Here is a 16,138-nt window from a genome sequence, read left to right on the forward strand (position 1 = left end):
ACCGATAGGCAAGCAAGTGCAGTGCGTCTGGGAGGAAGCGTCGTCGTGAGCAGCAGGCCATCCCGAGGCGCTGCTCGCCTCGCAGCCATACTCGACGCCCTCCCCGACGGCCTCGTGCTCGTCAACTGCAACGGCACGGTCGTCAACGCCAACACCATCGCCCTCGGCATGTTCGAGACGCCGGGCACCGCGCTCGTCGGGCGCGGGCTGCTCGACCTGCTGCCCACCTTCGACTCGCGCCTCATCCCCGGCTCCATGCGCCGCCCCGACGGCACCGACGAGCGCGGCCGCACCAAGCCGACGCGGATGATCGCCCGCCGCACGGACGGCTCCGAGTTCCCCGTCGAGGTGACCAGCGCCAGCCTGGAGGACGGCCGCGAGGCCTACGACTCGTACGGCGGCTACACCGGCGACGAGCTGCTCATGCTCGTCGTACGGGACCTCACCGGGACCCTCGACACCGAGGCCGAACTCGCCCGCTCGCAGCGCCAGACCGAGATGATCCTGCGTGCCGCGTCCGAGGGCGTCGTCGGCACCGACACCGACGGCCGGGTCGTCCTCGTGAACCCCGCCGCCGCCCAGATCCTCGGTTACCGCGCCGGCGAGCTCGGCGGTCAGGAGCTGCACCCGCTGATCCTCGCCAGGCGCGCCGACGGCGAGCCCTTCCCGTACGAGGAGTCCGCGCTCGCCGACACCCTCAAGTCCGGGCGGAAGCACCGGGTCCGGGGGCAGGTCCTGTGGTCCAAGAAGGGCGAGCGGGTGCCGGTCGACCTGACGACCGCTCCGGTACGCGACGGGGACCAGCTCGTCGGCGCGGTGATGACCTTCGCCGACCGCAGGCCGTACGAACAGCTCGCCGAGGAGCACGCGGCCGAGCTCGCCGACCGCGCCGAGCGGCACGCGGCGGAGCGCGAGGTGCAGGCGGAGAAGTACGCCTCCCTCGCTGCCCGCCACGAGCAGCTGACCGCCGTCCTCGCCGAGTCGCTGCGCGGGCCCCTGGAGGAGCTGCGCACCCAGCTCGGCACCCTCGCCGCCGACGACGCCGGGCAGCTGTGGCCCGAGGCCAACCAGGTCCTGCACCACCTGGCCGCCGGATACGCCCGGATGACGGCGCTCGTCGACAACGTCCTCGGCTACCAGCGGCTCGACGCCGGCGCGGAGCAGCTCGACAAGGCCGTGGTCCTGCTCGACGGGATCGTGGCCGGCGGCATCGACGGCGCCGTGGAGCTGATCGGTCCCGGCCGCGCCCAGTTCGCCGTCCACGCGCCGCCCATCGAGGCCGAGGTGGACGCGGCCCGCCTGGCGACCGCGCTCGCGCACCTCGTCGCGGACGTCGCCGGCGTCGACGCGACCGGCAAGAGCAAGGCCGAGCGGACCCCGAGCGATTCCACGATCGTCGTCGCGGCAGCGCAGCGCGGTGACGTCGTACGGATCGAGGTCCGCGGCCCGTACGCGGGCGGCGACCCCGTGCACGGGCCCGTCGTCCGCGGGATCGTGGCGGCGCACGGCGGTGTCGTGCAGACCCATGAGGTGCCGGGGACGAGCGGCGGCGCGTACGTCCTCGAGGTGCCGCTCGGCGCGGGCCGGGGCACGGTCCCCGCGGCGCCGCGGGACCCCGCGCCCTCGGGCGGCCGCCAGGCCCTCGCCCTGCCCGCCCAGGCATCCGGCCCGACCGGGACCCCCACCCCCGCCCCCGCCCCCGAGACACCGTCGGTCGCGGCTCCGGGCGGGATCCCCGACGTCGGTACGAGCAGGGGCTCGGGCGTGGCCTCGGGCATGGGCTCCGGCTCCGGCTCCGGTACGGCTGGCGCGGCTTCCGGCGTCGTCCCCCCGGGCGGTATCCCGGCGGCGCACCCGGCCTCCGAGGCCGGCGAGACCTCCGGTGGTGGGCGGCGGCGGGCCCGGCGTGGCTCGACGGACGCGTTCCTGGAGAGCGCCGTCGCGTCCGAGGCCGATTTGCCGGGCGGTGCCGAGCCGAGTGGGCGCCGCCGTGCCCGTACGGGAGAGCAGGCCGGTCCCGCCGACCTGATCCCCGCCCAGCAGAACGCCGCCGTGGACTCCGCCCTCCCGGCGCCCTCCACCCCTGTGGAGCCCACCGGGCGCCGTCGCGGCCGGCCCGCCGAGGGCTCCGTGGTGACCGCCGCCGAGGGGGCGCAGGGGCGTGCCGCGCTCGGCGCCGCCGTACCGCCGCAGGGTGTCGCCGTCGAGCCGACGGGCGCCCCCGCACCGGCCCGTGCCCTGCCCGCCGTCGCCTCCGCGCCCGAGGAGGCTCCGGCGCGGCCGAGCGGGCGCCGCCGACGCGCGCTGGCCGCCGCGCGGGAGCGGGCCGCCGCGGCCGAGGCCGGGCCCCGCACCCCGTTCGCGCTCGGGCCCGCCGACGCCGATCGTGACGGCGAGCCGGACCTCCCGGCCGCCGCTCCCGTGGCCGGCCCGCTGCCGGTCTCCGACGAGGGACAGCACGAAGCCGTACGGAGCGTCCCCGGCGCCGGTCACACGCCCCCACAGCCTCATCCGCACGCGCCGTCCCAGGCCGGGGGCGCGACCACGGTCGAGCCGACCGGGCGGCGCCGGGCCGTGACGGCTCCCCGGCCGGAGCCCGCTCCGGAACAGGCGCCGCCGCAGCCCACGCTCCGGAACGGGACCGGTTCCGGGACGGGCACCGGTTCCGTACCGCTGCCGCCCGAACTGCCCATGCCGGCGCCGATGCCGGCACAGTCATCGGCTCCGACGCCGATGGGCGGGTCGAAGGACTCGACCCAGGGGCGGGCGTTCAGCGTCCGTACGCTCGGGCAGGGCGTTCCGTTCGTACCGCCGGCCCCGACGGCCACCCCCGCCGCGCCCTCCAACGGTTCCGGGCGGCGGCGCAGGCTCGCCACCCCGCCCGAGGCCGACCCGCCGGTCCCGGGCCCGATCCCGGCCCCGGCCGAGGCCAAGCCGCACCCGCAGCCGACCGCGCCGGCGCCTTCGCGGCACGACACTCCGCCGGAGGGCCGTGCGTACGCCATAGGGGCGCCCGCCGAGGGCTCCGCCGAGGGGCCCGAGCCGCTCGACGGCCCGGGCGGCGCGGTCGAGGTCGCCAACCGGCCCGCCCCGCGCCCCGTCGACGACGAGCTGCCCCCGGAGCCCCTCGACAACCCGCGGCGGCTGCTCGTCTGGCCCGCCCCCGACGTCTCCACGCAGCAGGCGCTGAGCGACCGCGGCTACCGGCCGGTGATCGTGCACTCCCGCGAGGAGGTCGACGCCCAGATCGCCGCCTTCCCGGCCGCGCTCTTCGTCGACCCGCTGACCGGCCCCATCACCCGGACCGCGCTGCAGTCGCTGCGTCAGGCGGCCGTCGCCGCCGAGGTGCCCGTGCTGCTCGCGGCCGGGCTCGGGCAGGCGACCCGGGAGGCGGCGTACGGCGCCGATCCGGCCGTACTCCTCAAGGCGCTGGCGCCGCGCGACAGCGAGCAGCACCCGTCCCGGGTCCTGCTCATCGAGGAGCACGAGTCGATCGCGGAGGCGCTCGCGGCCACCCTGGAGCGGCGCGGGATGCAGGTCGCGCGGGCGGCCACGGACACCGAGGCGGTCGCGCTGGCCACCCAGACCCGGCCGAACCTGGTGGTGATGGACCTGATGCAGGTGCGCCGCCGCCGGGCCGGGATCATCGACTGGCTGCGCGCGAACGGGCAGTTGAACCGCACTCCGCTCGTCGTCTACACCTCGGCCGGCCTCGTCGAGGAGGAGCTGCCGAAGCTCGACTCCGGGGAGACGGTCCTGTTCCTCGCCGAGCGGTCGAACAGCGCCGAGGTCCAGGCGCGGATCGTCGACCTGCTCGCGAAGATCGGCACCAACTAGCCCAGCGGGGCCAGTTGGTGCCGGTGGTACCGCAACAGGGGCAGGGGGACGACTACAGCTGGGTCACGTCCAGCTCGCCCTGCGCGTACTGCCTGCGGATGACCTTCTTGTCGAACTTGCCGACGCTCGTCTTCGGCACCGCCGGCACGATCGCCCACCGCTCCGGCAGCTGCCACTTCGCGATGCCGCCCTCGTCGGCGAGGAAGGCCCTCAGCGTCTCGTAGTCCGCCGTCGCGCCCTCCTTGAGGACGACGGTCGCGAGCGGCCGCTCGCCCCACTTCTCGTCCGGCACCGCGACGACGGCGGCCTCGGCGACCTCCGGGTGCGCCATGAGGGCGTTCTCCAGCTCGACACTGGAGATCCACTCGCCGCCCGACTTGATGACGTCCTTGGCGCGGTCGGTGAGGGTGAGGAAGCCGTCCGGGCTGATCACGCCGACGTCACCGGTCTTCAGCCAGCCGTCCTCGCTGAACTTGTCGGCGGGGCGGAGCGCCTCGGCGTCGATCCCGCCGAAGTACGAGCCCGCGATCCACGTGCCGCGCACCTCCAGCTCGCCCGCCGACTCGCCGTCCCACGGGAGGTGATCGCCGCCGGGCCCGACGAGACGCGCCTCGACACCGGCGGGGAAACGTCCCTGCGTGACGCGGTACGGCCACTCCTCCTCGGCCGTGAGACCGGCCGGCGGGTGGGCCATCGTGCCGAGCGGGGAGGTCTCGGTCATGCCCCAGGCGTGGCAGAGGCGGACGCCGAGCCGGTCGTAGGCCTCCATGAGGGAGGGCGGACAGGCGGCGCCGCCGATGGTGACCTGGGTCATGGAGGAGAGGTCGCGGGGGTTCGCGGTGACCTCGGCGAGCAGGCCCTGCCAGATGGTGGGGACGGCGGCCGCGTGGGTCGGCCTCTCGCGCTCGATCATGTCGGCGAGTGGGGCCGGCTGGAGGAAACGATCCGGCATGAGCATGTTGATGCCGGTCATGAAGGTGGCGTGCGGCAGGCCCCAGGCGTTGACGTGGAACTGCGGGACGACGACCAGGGTCGTGTCCTCGGCGGTGAGCCCCATCGACTCGGTCATGTTCACCTGCATGGAGTGCAGGTAGATCGAACGGTGCGAGTAGACGACGCCCTTGGGGTCGCCGGTGGTGCCGGAGGTGTAGCACATGGCGGCGGCCGAGCGCTCGTCCAGCTCGGGCCAGTCGTAGGTGGTGGGGCGGCCGGCGATCAGCTCCTCGTACTCGTGCACGCGCGGGGCCGCGCCGTCCAGGAGGGAACGGTCGCCCGGTCCCGAGACGACGACGTGCTCGACCGACGGCAGGTGCGGGAGCAGCGGGGCGAGGAGGGGGAGCAGGGAGCCGTTGACGAGCACGACCCGGTCGGCGGCGTGGTTGACGATCCAGACCAGCTGCTCGGCGGGCAGACGCAGGTTGAGGGTGTGGAGCACCGCGCCCATGGAGGGGATCGCGAAGTACGCCTCGACGTGCTCCGAGTTGTTCCACATGAGGGTGGCGACGCGCTGGTCGCCGGTGACCCCGAGTTCGTCGCGCAGGGCGTGGGCCAGCTGGTGCGCGCGTGCTCCGGCCTCCGCGAACGTGCGGCGATGCGGCTCGGGCTCGCCCGTCCAGGTGGTGATGGTGGACTTTCCGTGGATCGTCATCCCGTGCTGGAGGATGCGGCTCACGGTCAGTTGTACGTCCTGCATGGTGCTGTACACGGGGCGTCCTCCCGGTGGGCGCTACGTGGCAGAAGGGGTGGGGAGATTCTGCGCACGTACCGCGCGGTATGTCACTACCCGAGAGTACGTAGATTGCCAGTGATTGCTGGCGGAAGCGGCCGGGTGGGCCCTGATTCCTACCGTACGGGGGTCAGCTCCGGGTCCTCGCGGAGCTTGCCGAGCGCCCGGGACACCGCGCTCTTCACCGTCCCGACCGAGACCCCGAGCACCTCGGCCGTCTGGGCCTCGCTGAGGTCCTCGTAGTACCGCAGCACCACCATCTGACGCTGCCGCTCCGGCAGCTTGAGGACCGCCCGCCACATGGCGTCGTGCAGCACCTGCCGCTCGGCCGGGTCCGGCTCCGGGAGACCTGCGGGCTCGGGCAGCTCCTCGCAGGCGAACTCGTCGACCTTGCGCTTGCGCCACTGCGAGGTACGCGTGTTCAGCAGCGCGCGACGGACGTAGCCGTCCAGGGCCCGGTGGTCCTCGATGCGCTCCCAGGCCATGAAGGTCTTGGCCAGCGCGGTCTGGAGGAGGTCCTCCGCGTCCGAGGGGTTGGCGGTGAGGGAGCGCGCGGTGCGCAGGAGCACGGGTCCGCGCGCCCGCACGTACGAGGTGAAGGTCGGGTACGACGCGTACTGCGAGGCACCGGCGCAGACGGGGCCAGAGGGTGGCGGAGTCATGGCTCCACGCTAGGAGGGCACGGGCCCCCGGCGGATCGGCCCCAGGTCCCGAACCGCCGTCCGCCTCAGGTTGTAGGGGTGGGGATGCCTCCACCTCCTCTGGGTGGAGACCCCGGGCCACCGGCTCAGGGTCGCCGGGGGCCGGAGCGCCGTGCCCCGGCTCGGGGCCGGAGGGCTGCGGGGGCTTGCGGACGCCCCGGGCTCGGGGGCGGCGGGCAGCGGTGGGGCTCGGGGCCGACGGGCAGGAGCGGGCTCCTCAGGGGCCGGAGGGTTCGGCGAACGACAGGGGGACCGGGAACCGGGTGGAGGGGGTCACGCGGGCGACGGGCGCGTCCATCGCGTTCCGGTCGATCGCGAGGGTGCGCCCGCCGTACGTCTCGGTGACGTTGCCCGCGTACTGGTGGAGCCGGGCGTGCGGCGTCCAGGCCTGCGGGTGCAGCACCGACTCGGTGAGCAGCGCCGGCTGCCCCCGCCAGCGCGCGAACCACATCACGTCCGGCAGGTCCTTCGTCCCCGCCTTCCGCTGCGCCTCCATGTCCCGCACCCCCGTGTCGGCGCTGCTGTAGAAGCCCGGGAGGTAGCCGAGCCGCCGCACCTCCCGGTTCCAGGCGCGGACGAAGGAGAGGGTGGTCGCGGCGCAGCTCGCGTCACCCCGCCGGTAGGCCTCGATGTCGAGGTAGAGCGGGCTGCTCGTGCCGATCCCGAGGGCACGCGCGGCCTTCACCGCGTCGCCGCCCTCCTTGGTGCCCTGGGTCACGGGGGCGCTGCCGATGGCGAAACGGCGCTTGGCGAGGGAGTCCACGCACGGCGCCTGGGAGCCGACGAAGAGGGGCAGCAGTCGCCAGCCCATGGCGTGGGCGGAGGCGACCCAGGCGGGGGTGAGCTCCTTCTGCACGGGGCAGCCGCGCCCCCGGCCGCCGAAGTAGATCCCGACGGCCCCGTACGGTGACGCCCGCCAGGCCTTCATCACAGTGAGGGACGGCGCCACACACGTGTCGAAGGCCTTCCCGGCGAAGGTCACGGGCGCGGAGAGGGCGGGGGCGCCGGGTGCGCCGAGGGCGGGGGCGCCGGGGGCAGGGGGTCCAGGCGCGCCGGCCCCGATCGCGGCGGCTCCGGGGCCAGGGCCGGTCCCGGTGGTGGAGGCTCCCGTGGCGGCGGCTCCGGCGCCGGCCCCCGTGGCGGAGGTCGGCGTGGTGGACCGGTCGGGACCGGTGGTGGGGAGGGGCGGGGTGTTGAGGAGGGCGGTCGCGGCCAGCGCCACCATCACGGCGGCGACCACGGCCCGCGCACCGGGAGGCGGCGCGGACCGGGGGCGGGCCCGGACGGGTGCGGGGGCGGCTTCGGAGGAGGGCGGCGTACGAGTGCTCATGCCGCGAGTGAAGAACCGCCCGCCCCGCCCGGCCACCGCTGGGGCCGTCGCCTCAGCCGTCCGTGCCCAGGATCAACCCGGACGTGGGAACCCCGGTGCCCGCCGTGACCAAGGTCCGGGTCGCGCCGGGTACCTGGTTCACCGAGGTGCCCCGGATCTGCCGCACCGCCTCCGCTATGCCGTTCATGCCGTGGAGGTAGGCCTCGCCGAGCTGCCCGCCGTGGGTGTTCAGCGGCAGCGCGTCCGCCGCGACGAAGTCGGCCGCCTCACCGGGCCCGCAGAAGCCGAACTCCTCCAGCTGCATGAGGACGAACGGGGTGAAGTGGTCGTAGAGGATGCCCACGTCGATGTCGGCGGGCGCGAGCCCCGACGTCCGCCAGAGCTGACGGGCCACCACGCCCATCTCCGGAAGGCCGGTCAGATCGTCCCGGTAGAAGCTGGTCATGGCCTCCTGCTTCCGGCCGGCGCCCTGGGCCGCCGCCAGGATCACGGCGGGCGGGCGGGGGAGGTCACGGGCGCGCTCGACGGAGGTGACGACGATCGCCTGCCCGCCGTCGGTCTCCTGGCAGCAGTCCAGGAGGCGGAGCGGCTCCACGATCCAGCGGGAGGCGGCGTGGTCGGCGAGGGTGATCGGCCTGCCGTGGAAGTACGCGGCGGGGTTGCGGGCCGCGTGGCGCCGGTCGGTGACGGCGACGTGGCCGAAGGCGTCCGGGGTCAGCCCGTGGGCGTGCAGGTAGCGCTGGGCTGCCATGGCGACCCAGGAAGCCGGGGTGAGCAGCCCGAAGGGCAGCTGCCAGCCGAGCGCGACGCCCTCGGCGGAGGGCTCGCGTTCCTTGACGCCCGCGCCGAAGCGGCGCCCCGAGCGCTCGTTGAAGGCCCGGTAGCAGACGACGACCTCGGCGACCCCGGCGGCGACGGCGAGCGCGGCCTGTTGCACGGTGGCGCAGGCGGCGCCGCCCCCGTAGTGCACGCGGGAGAAGAACGACAGCTCGCCGATGCCGGACGCCTGGGCGACGGTGATCTCGGGGTTGGTGTCCATGGTGAAGGTGACCAGGCCGTCGACGTCGGCGGGGGCCAGCCCGGCGTCGTCGAGGGCCGCGCGCACGGCTTCGACGGCGAGGGAGAGTTCGCTGCGGCCCGAGTCCTTGGAGAACTCGGTCGCCCCGATGCCCACGACGGCCGCCCGCCCGCCGAGCGTGTCCCGGTCGCGGAGGCTCATGGCGCCACCTCCACGGTGACCGTCCCGGTGACGTGGTGCCCGAGCCCGTTTACTCCGACGACCCGGACGCTCGCCGTGTCCCCGTCCACCCCGGTGACCTTCCCGGTCAGGACCATGGTGTCCCCGGGATGGTTGGGGGCGCCGAGCCGGATGGCGACCCTGCGGAGGACGGCCCGGGGGCCGAAGTGGTCGGTGACGTACCGGCCGACGAGCCCGTTGGTCGTGAGGATGTTCATGAAGATGTCCGGGGAGCCCTTCTCGCGCGCCAGCTCGGCGTCGTGGTGCACGTCCTGGTAGTCGCGGGAGGCGACGGCCCCGGCGACGATCAGGGTGCGGGTGATCGGGATCCGCAGCGGCGGCAGCGCGTCACCGGCCTTCATGACAGGTCTCCCTTCGCGAGCAGGTCGCCGAGTTCGGCGAGGAGTGCGGTGCCGCAGCCCAGGTAGGCGTCGAGCTGACGGCCCCACAGGAAGTGCCGGTGGACGGGGTGGTCGAGGTCCGCGCCCATGCCGCCGTGCAGGTGCTGCCCGGCGTGCACGACCCGTTTTCCCGCCTCGGAGGCCCACCAGGCGGTGGTCAGGGCCGCCTCGGCGGCGTCGAGGCCCTCGTCGAAGCGCCAGGCGGCCTCGTAGGCCGTGACCCTGATGGCCTCGGTGTCCATGTGGGCGTCGGCGGCCCGCAGTTGCACCGCCTGGCGGGTCGAGAGCGGCCTCCCGAACTGCTCCCGTACGGACGTGTGCTCCACGGCCCTCGCGAGGGACCCGGCGCACACCCCCGCCTGGAGCCCGGCGAAGGCGATCCGCGCGGCGGCGAGCACGTCGTCGTAGGGGCTCGTGTCACCCTCCCCGAGCCGTTCGCCCGGCGCTCCGTCGAGTACCAGCCGTGCGGCGGCCCAGGGCGCCGTGAGCTCGACGGCCTCGACGGCGGCCGCGTCCTCAGTGCGGACCAGCCACAGCGCGAGGTCCTCGTCCGGCACGAGCACATGGGTGGCGTCCCTCAGCCACGGCACCCACTCCACGACCCCGCTGAGCCGCCCACCGGCTCCCCCGGCGCGCGAGGTGACCGTTCCCGGCGCCGGGAACGCGCCCGTCACCACTTTCGTACCGTCGCGGAGGCCGGGCAGGAGCCCGGCGCGCTGCTTCTCTGTACCGTGCCGGGCGACGGCGAGGATCCCGTACACACAGCTCGCGGCGAACGGCACCTGCGCCGTCCGGCGTCCCTGCTCCTCCAGGAGGAGGACGAGCCCGAGCAGGCCGGTCTCCTCGACGGCGCCCGGCAGCCCGGCCGCGCAGAGCGCCTTCCAGAGCTCGCCGTCCGTCCCGGTCCCGGCGGCCCGGAGCCGCTCGTGGGTGGCGAGGTCGGCGAAGATCCGCCCGGCCAGGTCCCGGGCGGCCTCCTGCTCCTCGGTGGGGGTGAAGTCCACGTCAGCTCCCCCCTCCCGCGCGGAAGACGGGAAGCTCCAGCTCCTCGTCGACCCGCAGGAACTCCAGCCGCACGGGCATCCCGATCCGCACCTTGTCGTACGGCACCCCCACCACGTTGCTGATCATCCGCACGCCCTCGGCGAGCTCGATCAGCCCGACCGCGTACGGGGGGTCGAAGGCCTCGAAGGACGGGTGGTGCGCCACCACGTACGAGAAGACCGTCCCGGAGCCGCTCGCCTCGACCGTGTCCCACTCGCGCGAGCCGCAGTCGGCGCACCCCGGCAGCCAGGGGAAGCGCAGGGCCGCGCAGGCGCCGCAGCGCTGGATCAGCAGCCGGTGCGCGGCCACTCCCTCCCAGAATCCGGCGTTGTCCCGGTTGACGACGGGCCGGGGGCGGCGGGGCCCGGGTTTCGCGGGGCGCGCGGCCGGCGCGTACTTGAGGATGCGGAAGCGGTGCGTGCCCGCGAGTTCACCGCCCGCCCGGACGTCCGTCCGCGTCGTCACGAAGTGCCCGGTGCCGAGCTTGGTGGTCTTGCGCTCCGACACGGACTCGATGACGGTGTCGAAGCCGATCTCGTCACCCGGGCGGAGCGGCCGCAGGTACTCCTGCTCGCAGTCCGTCGCGACGACCGAGGTGTACCCGGCGCCGTCGAGGAGGGCGAACAGCTCCTCGTACGCCGACGAGCGGTCCGGGTGCCCGGAGAGGCCGCCCATCGTCCACGCCTGGAGCATGGTCGGGGGCGCGACGGCGTCCGGCCCCCGGTAGGCGGGGTGGGCGTCCCCCATCGCCTCGCACCAGTGCCTGATCATGGGCAGGTTGACCGGGTCCTTGCCGGTTCCGCCGGTGGCGGCGGGCCGCCCCTCGTAGGCCACGAGCTGTTCGTACAGCACGTCCGGGCCCCCCGCCGCGGACCGCTCCGTACCGCTCATCGCCGGGCCCTCCCCTGCATGCCGAGCCGCATCCTCGCGACGATCTCGCGTTGCACCTCGCTCACGCCTCCCCCGAAGGTGTTGATCTGGGCGGCCCGGTTCATGCGTTCCAGCTCACCGCCGTCGAACTCCCCCGGCGATCCCGCTCGCACCGTCCCCGGCCCACCCGCGATCTCCTGGCATATGCGATACACCTCGACCGCCGATTCGGTTCCCGTGAACTTGACGCCGCTCGCGTCCCCCGGGGCAAGCCGGCCGGCCCCCACGTCGCCCACCAGACGCCAGTTCAGCAAGCGTGTCGCGGCCAGCCGGGCGTGCGCCTCGGCGGCCCGGATCCGCATCCACGGCTCGTCGATGCGACGCCTCCCCGTCCCCGGTTCGGGTGTACGCGCCCGGTCGAGGACGGCCGCGAAGAAGTCCTCGGCCTGCATGCCGATCGCGGCCAGCGCGACCCGCTCGTGGTTGAGCTGGCTGGTGATGAGGCCCCAGCCGCCGTGCTCGGGCCCGACGAGGTTGCCTGCGGGGACGCGTATCCCGTCGTAGTAGGTGGCGGTCGTCGTCAGTCCGCCCACCGTCTCGATCGGGGTCCAGGAGAAGCCGGGGGAGTCGGTGGGGACGAGGACGATGGAGATGCCGCGGTGCGGCTGCGCGTCGGGATCGGTGCGGCAGGCGAGCCAGATCCAGTCGGCGTTCTGGGCGTTGGAGGTGAAGACCTTCTGTCCGTCGATCCGCCAGGAGTCCCCGTCCCGTACGGCCCGGGTCCGCAGGGAGGCGAGGTCCGTGCCGGCCTCGGGCTCGCTGTACCCGATGGCGAAGACGCACTCGCCGCGCAGGATCCGGGGCAGGAAGAAGGCCTTCTGCTCCTCGGTGCCGTACGCCATGAGGGTGGGGCCGACGGTGTTGAGGGTGACCATCGAGACGGGGGCGCCCGCACGGTACGCCTCGTCGAAGAAGACGAACTGCTCGTCGGGGCCGCGCCCCTGCCCTCCGTACTCCTCCGGCCAGCCGAGACCGAGCAGTCCGTCGGCACCGATCCGGCGGAGCAGCCGGCGCTGGGCGGCGGCGTCGGTGGCGCGCGGTGGGCCGTCGGGCATCACGTCCCGGAAGTACGCGCGGAGTTCGGCGCGCAGCCGCAGCTGCCGCTCGGTCGGGGCGAGGTGCACGGCGACGACCTCCCGTGGGACGACTGAGATTTCTGACTGTCCGTCAGATTCTGCGTCCCTGTCAAGGTCGTCGACACCGGGGAGGTCCCACGGGCGAGCGCGAACGCCCGCGCGCCGGTACCGAAGTCCGTTACGAGGCGTCGTCCGCCACGGCCGCCTCGAAGGCCTCGTACGCCGCCGCGTCGAAGAGGACGAAGCGGACCTCCTCGACATCGGTACGGGCCGCCCGTACCGTCTCCACGGCGATCCGGGCGCCGTCCGCCATCGGCCAGCCGTAGATCCCGGTGGAGATGGCCGGGAAGGCGACCGTGCGGTCCCCCGACTCGTCGGCCACCCGCAGTGCTTCGCGGTAGCAGGAGGCCAGGAGCTCCGAGCGGTCCTCGTCCCGCGACCAGACCGGTCCGACGGTGTGGATCACGTGCCTGGCCGGCAGGCGCCCCGCCATGGTCGCCACGGCCCGCCCGGTCGGCAGGCCCTTGCCGTACTGGGAGCGACGAAGGTCCTGACAGGCGGCGAGGATCTCCGGGCCGCCCTTCCGGTGGATGGCGCCGTCGACCCCGCCGCCGCCGAGGAGCGAGGAGTTCGCGGCGTTGACGATCGCGTCCGCCGCCTCGGCGGTGATGTCTCCCTGGACAAGCACGATGCGCACCACGAGAAGAGCCCTTTCTCCGACCGTCCGTCTCGGCCCATCAGATCATCCGAACCGACCGGCCGAAAGAAGGGAGGGGTGCCCCGGGACGACCCGGGGCACCCCTCTCCGACGTCTACGCCGCTACTGCGGCGGGGGGCCGTCCTGTCCCTGGCCGCCCATCTGCCGCTTGAGCCTCTCCTGGGCGGTGTCGACGTGGCTCGCGTACTTGCTCTGCGTCCTCTCGTCGACCTTGTCGCCCGCCTTGTCGATGCCCTTGGACGCCTGGTCCTCGTGGCCCTTCAGCATCCCCTTGAGCTTGTCGAACACAGACATACTGGCCCTCCTAGCAGCTGTTCCAGCCCCTCCAGCATCACGGCGCATCCCCGAAACCGCATCCGGAGCAGTTCAGAGGAGGCAGCATGGGCGCCGGTTCACGAACAGACCGAAACGGGAGAGCCTCCGACCGATCATGCTGGTCGGAGGCTCTCATCCGCTGCGGTGGGTGTGGGATTTGAACCCACGGTGACTCGCGCCACGACGGTTTTCAAGACCGTTCCCTTAGGCCGCTCGGGCAACCCACCCTCGCCCCGGCCCACCTGGGGTGGAGCGGGCTACAGCGTACCGGCTGCGAGGGTGGGGCGGCGATGGGCCGGGTCAGCTGTCGCCGGTGCGTTCGCCGAGGGTGACGGTGGCCGTGGCGGTCTTGCCGTCGCGCTCGTAGGTGATCTCCACCGAGTCGCCCGGCTTGTGGGTCCAGATCTCGCTGATCAAGGTCGGGCCGCTGTCGATCGGGTGGTCGCCGAAGCCCGTGATCACGTCGCCGGCCTTCAGGCCCGCCTTCGCCGCCGGGCCGTCGGGCGTGACCGAGGCCGTCCCGCCGGAGCCCTGGGAGGCGATCGTCGCGCCCTGGCCCTTGTCGTTCATGTTCACGGTCGCGCCGATCACCGGGTACACCGGCTTGCCCGTCTTGATCAGCTGCTGCGCCACGTTCTTCGCCTGGTTGACCGGGATCGCGAAGCCGAGGCCGATCGATCCCGCCTGGGACTGGCCGAAGCCGCCGCTGGTCGACTGGATCGCCGAGTTGATGCCGATCACCGCGCCGCTCGCGTCGAGCAGCGGGCCGCCGGAGTTGCCCGGGTTGATCGAGGCGTCCGTCTGCAGCGCGCTCATGTACGAGTTGCTGCCGCCGGAGCCGTCGCCCGAGGCGACCGGGCGGTTCTTGGCGCTGACGATGCCCGTCGTCACCGTGTTCGACAGACCGAAGGGGGCGCCGATAGCGATCGTCGAGTCGCCGACCGCCACCTTGTCGGAGTCCCCGAGCGCCAGCGGCTTCAGCCCCTTCGGGGCGTCCTTCAGCTTCAGGACCGCCACGTCGTACCCCTCTGCCCGGCCGACGACCTCCGCGTCGTACGTCTTGCCGTCCGAGAACGACACGGACAGCGTGCCCCCGTCCGCCGCCGACGCCACCACGTGGTTGTTGGTGACGATGTGGCCCTCCTGGTCGTAGACGAAGCCCGTGCCCGTCCCGCCCTCGCCCTCCTGGCCGCCGGACTTCGCCTGGATCGTCACCACGCTCGGCAGGGCCTTCGCCGCGACCGCCGCGACCGTCCCCGGTTCGCGCTTGAAGGAGGCCGGGGCGTCGCCGGAGGAGACCGTGGTCGAGCCGGTGCCGTTGTCGCCGCGCTCGGCCGCCCAGTAACCGATGCCGCCACCGATGCCGCCCGCCACGAGCGCGGCGACGAGGACGGCCGCCACGAGGCCTCCCGTCCGCCTGCGCGGCGCGCCGGGGGCGGGCGGTACGGGCGCGTGCGGGGCGCCCCAGGCCGGGACGGTCGGCGGGGGCGGCGGCCAGCCACCGGCGGGCGCGGCGGCCACGGGCGCCGGCGTGTGCGCGGGCGTCGGCGTGGGGTGCTGGGCCGGGGTCGGCTGCGGCGCCTCCGCGGCCGGAACCGCGGGCCGGACCGTCGTCGGCTCGTCCGTCCGCGGGACCGCCTGCGGGGCCGTCTCCCCGGCGGGCCGGTCCATCGGCGTCGGGGGAACGGGAGGCGTCGGAGGGGCGGAGGGGGCAGCCGGGTCCGCCGGAACCGGCGTGCCCTCGTTCTCGGTGCTCACAGCTCGCTCTCCTCGTTGACTGCGCGGGATCGGGTACCTATGGGTTCCATCGGGTACCTATGGGTTCCAGAGTGCTGCACCAGCTTTTCCCACCGGGCGTCAGGCCGCGGTAAGGCGGAGCTGTGCGTTCGCACCTCATCCTTTATATACGGACAGAACGGACGCCTTCCGGGGTGCCCGCGCCGCCCCGCCAATGGCACCATGACGCCGTGACTCACGCACGGCAGCACCAGAACCGCGTACCCCTCCAGGTCGTCGCCCACCGTGGAGCATCCCAGGACGCACCGGAACACACCCTGGCCGCCTATGTGAAGGCCATCGAGGACGGCGCCGACGCCCTCGAGTGCGACGTCCGGCTCACCGCCGACGGCCATCTCGTCTGCGTCCACGACCGTCGCGTCGACCGCACCTCGAACGGCCGTGGCGCCGTGTCCGCGCTCGAACTCGCCGATCTCGCCGCACTCGACTTCGGCACCTGGAAGGGCCGGGACGAGTCCGGCGAGATCCCCGACTGGGGAGAGCCCGGGTCCACCTCCGTCCTCACCCTGGAGCGCCTCCTCGAGCTGGTCTCCGACGCCGGGCGCCGGGTCGAACTGGCCATCGAGACCAAGCACCCCACCCGCTGGCGCGGCCAGGTCGAGGAGAGGCTGCTCGAGCTCCTCAAGCGTTTCGGCCTGGACGCGCCCGCGTCCCCCGACGACTCCCCCGTACGCGTCATGAGCTTCTCGGCCCGTTCGCTGTACCGGATCGCCGCCGCGTCGCCGACGCTGCCCACCGTCTCGCTCGCCCAGTTCGTCTCGCCCCGGCTGCGCGACGGGCGCCTCCCTACGGGCGTGCGCATCGCCGGTCCGTCGATCCGGATCGTCCGCCACCACCCCGCCGTGATCCTCCGGCTCCAGAAGGCCGGGCACCAGGTGCACGTCTGGACCGTGGACGAGGCCGAGGACGTCGAGCTCTGCGAACGCCTGGGCGTGGACGCGATCATCACCAACCGGCCGAAGCAGGTACTCGCCCAGCTGGGCCGCGGCTGAGCGCCCAGACACCTCTCCCGTCCCCCCAATTCCT

The 16,138-nt window shown here is 73.9% G+C and carries 13 protein-coding genes and 1 tRNA gene; 2 read left to right on the forward strand and 12 right to left on the reverse strand.

Going from position 1 to position 16,138, the window contains the following annotated elements; genetic code table 11:
* Positions 1-45 precede the first annotated feature (45 nt).
* Positions 46-3,837 carry a PAS domain-containing protein gene (locus tag ACZ51I_RS19085; RefSeq protein WP_468877090.1) on the forward strand — a complete coding sequence of 1,264 codons (3,792 nt, stop codon included), beginning with the start codon at positions 46-48 and terminating at the stop codon, positions 3,835-3,837.
* Between the two features lie 52 nt (positions 3,838-3,889).
* Here ACZ51I_RS19085 and ACZ51I_RS19090 read toward each other — a convergent pair whose 3' ends face one another.
* From ACZ51I_RS19090 to ACZ51I_RS19145, 12 genes are all read right to left on the reverse strand, one after another.
* Complete coding sequence (locus tag ACZ51I_RS19090) at positions 3,890-5,542, reverse strand: long-chain fatty acid--CoA ligase (protein WP_468877093.1); 1,653 nt, start codon at positions 5,540-5,542, stop codon at positions 3,890-3,892.
* Between the two features lie 137 nt (positions 5,543-5,679).
* Positions 5,680-6,225: a SigE family RNA polymerase sigma factor gene (locus tag ACZ51I_RS19095; RefSeq protein ID WP_392159553.1), complete on the reverse strand. Its 546-nt coding sequence runs from the start codon at positions 6,223-6,225 to the stop codon at positions 5,680-5,682.
* 256 nt (positions 6,226-6,481) lie between these two features.
* The gene (locus ACZ51I_RS19100) at positions 6,482-7,594 is read right to left on the reverse strand and encodes a DUF1906 domain-containing protein (RefSeq protein WP_468877096.1); all 1,113 of its coding nucleotides are present in this window, start codon (positions 7,592-7,594) and stop codon (positions 6,482-6,484) included.
* Positions 7,595-7,646: 52 nt separating this feature from the next.
* A complete protein-coding gene (locus ACZ51I_RS19105; protein WP_468877098.1) occupies positions 7,647-8,813 on the reverse strand; it encodes a lipid-transfer protein in 1,167 nt (388 codons plus the stop codon).
* On the reverse strand, positions 8,810-9,193 hold the full coding sequence (locus ACZ51I_RS19110; RefSeq protein ID WP_468877100.1) for a MaoC family dehydratase: 384 nt from the start codon (positions 9,191-9,193) through the stop codon (positions 8,810-8,812). Before ACZ51I_RS19110 ends, ACZ51I_RS19105 begins: the two co-directional genes overlap by 4 nt.
* The gene (locus ACZ51I_RS19115; RefSeq protein ID WP_468877102.1) at positions 9,190-10,236 is read right to left on the reverse strand and encodes an acyl-CoA dehydrogenase family protein; all 1,047 of its coding nucleotides are present in this window, start codon (positions 10,234-10,236) and stop codon (positions 9,190-9,192) included. Before ACZ51I_RS19115 ends, ACZ51I_RS19110 begins: the two co-directional genes overlap by 4 nt.
* Position 10,237: 1 nt before the next feature.
* On the reverse strand, positions 10,238-11,167 hold the full coding sequence (locus ACZ51I_RS19120) for a bifunctional MaoC family dehydratase N-terminal/OB-fold nucleic acid binding domain-containing protein (protein ID WP_468877105.1): 930 nt from the start codon (positions 11,165-11,167) through the stop codon (positions 10,238-10,240).
* The gene (locus ACZ51I_RS19125) at positions 11,164-12,330 is read right to left on the reverse strand and encodes an acyl-CoA dehydrogenase family protein (protein WP_468877108.1); all 1,167 of its coding nucleotides are present in this window, start codon (positions 12,328-12,330) and stop codon (positions 11,164-11,166) included. The genes ACZ51I_RS19120 and ACZ51I_RS19125 overlap by 4 nt, the downstream gene beginning before the upstream one ends.
* 130 nt (positions 12,331-12,460) lie before the next feature.
* Positions 12,461-12,982 carry an O-acetyl-ADP-ribose deacetylase gene (locus ACZ51I_RS19130; RefSeq protein WP_468877111.1) on the reverse strand — a complete coding sequence of 174 codons (522 nt, stop codon included), beginning with the start codon at positions 12,980-12,982 and terminating at the stop codon, positions 12,461-12,463.
* Positions 12,983-13,102: 120 nt separating this feature from the next.
* On the reverse strand, positions 13,103-13,294 hold the full coding sequence (locus tag ACZ51I_RS19135) for an antitoxin (protein ID WP_468877113.1): 192 nt from the start codon (positions 13,292-13,294) through the stop codon (positions 13,103-13,105).
* 163 nt (positions 13,295-13,457) lie between these two features.
* Positions 13,458-13,542 (reverse strand) — tRNA-Ser (locus ACZ51I_RS19140).
* A 73-nt stretch (positions 13,543-13,615) separates the two neighbouring features.
* On the reverse strand, positions 13,616-15,073 hold the full coding sequence (locus ACZ51I_RS19145; RefSeq protein WP_468877116.1) for a S1C family serine protease: 1,458 nt from the start codon (positions 15,071-15,073) through the stop codon (positions 13,616-13,618).
* 209 nt (positions 15,074-15,282) lie between these two features.
* Here ACZ51I_RS19145 and ACZ51I_RS19150 point away from each other — a divergent pair, with 209 nt between their 5' ends.
* Positions 15,283-16,104: a glycerophosphodiester phosphodiesterase gene (locus tag ACZ51I_RS19150; RefSeq protein WP_468877119.1), complete on the forward strand. Its 822-nt coding sequence runs from the start codon at positions 15,283-15,285 to the stop codon at positions 16,102-16,104.
* The last annotated feature ends 34 nt before the right edge of the window (positions 16,105-16,138 follow it).

It is taken from the genome of Streptomyces sp. NPDC034084, from assembly GCF_055575535.1.

Excerpts from the sequence above, each read along its gene's own strand:
- ACZ51I_RS19110 (WP_468877100.1), bottom strand. The coding sequence starts at position 9,193 with ATGAAGGCCGGTGACGCGCTGCCGCCGCTGCGGATCCCGATCACCCGC.
- ACZ51I_RS19105 (WP_468877098.1), bottom strand. The coding sequence starts at position 8,813 with ATGAGCCTCCGCGACCGGGACACGCTCGGCGGGCGGGCGGCCGTCGTG.
- ACZ51I_RS19135 (WP_468877113.1), bottom strand. The coding sequence starts at position 13,294 with ATGTCTGTGTTCGACAAGCTCAAGGGGATGCTGAAGGGCCACGAGGAC.
- ACZ51I_RS19120 (WP_468877105.1), bottom strand. The coding sequence starts at position 11,167 with ATGAGCGGTACGGAGCGGTCCGCGGCGGGGGGCCCGGACGTGCTGTAC.
- ACZ51I_RS19095 (WP_392159553.1), bottom strand. The coding sequence starts at position 6,225 with ATGACTCCGCCACCCTCTGGCCCCGTCTGCGCCGGTGCCTCGCAGTAC.
- ACZ51I_RS19100 (WP_468877096.1), bottom strand. The coding sequence starts at position 7,594 with ATGAGCACTCGTACGCCGCCCTCCTCCGAAGCCGCCCCCGCACCCGTC.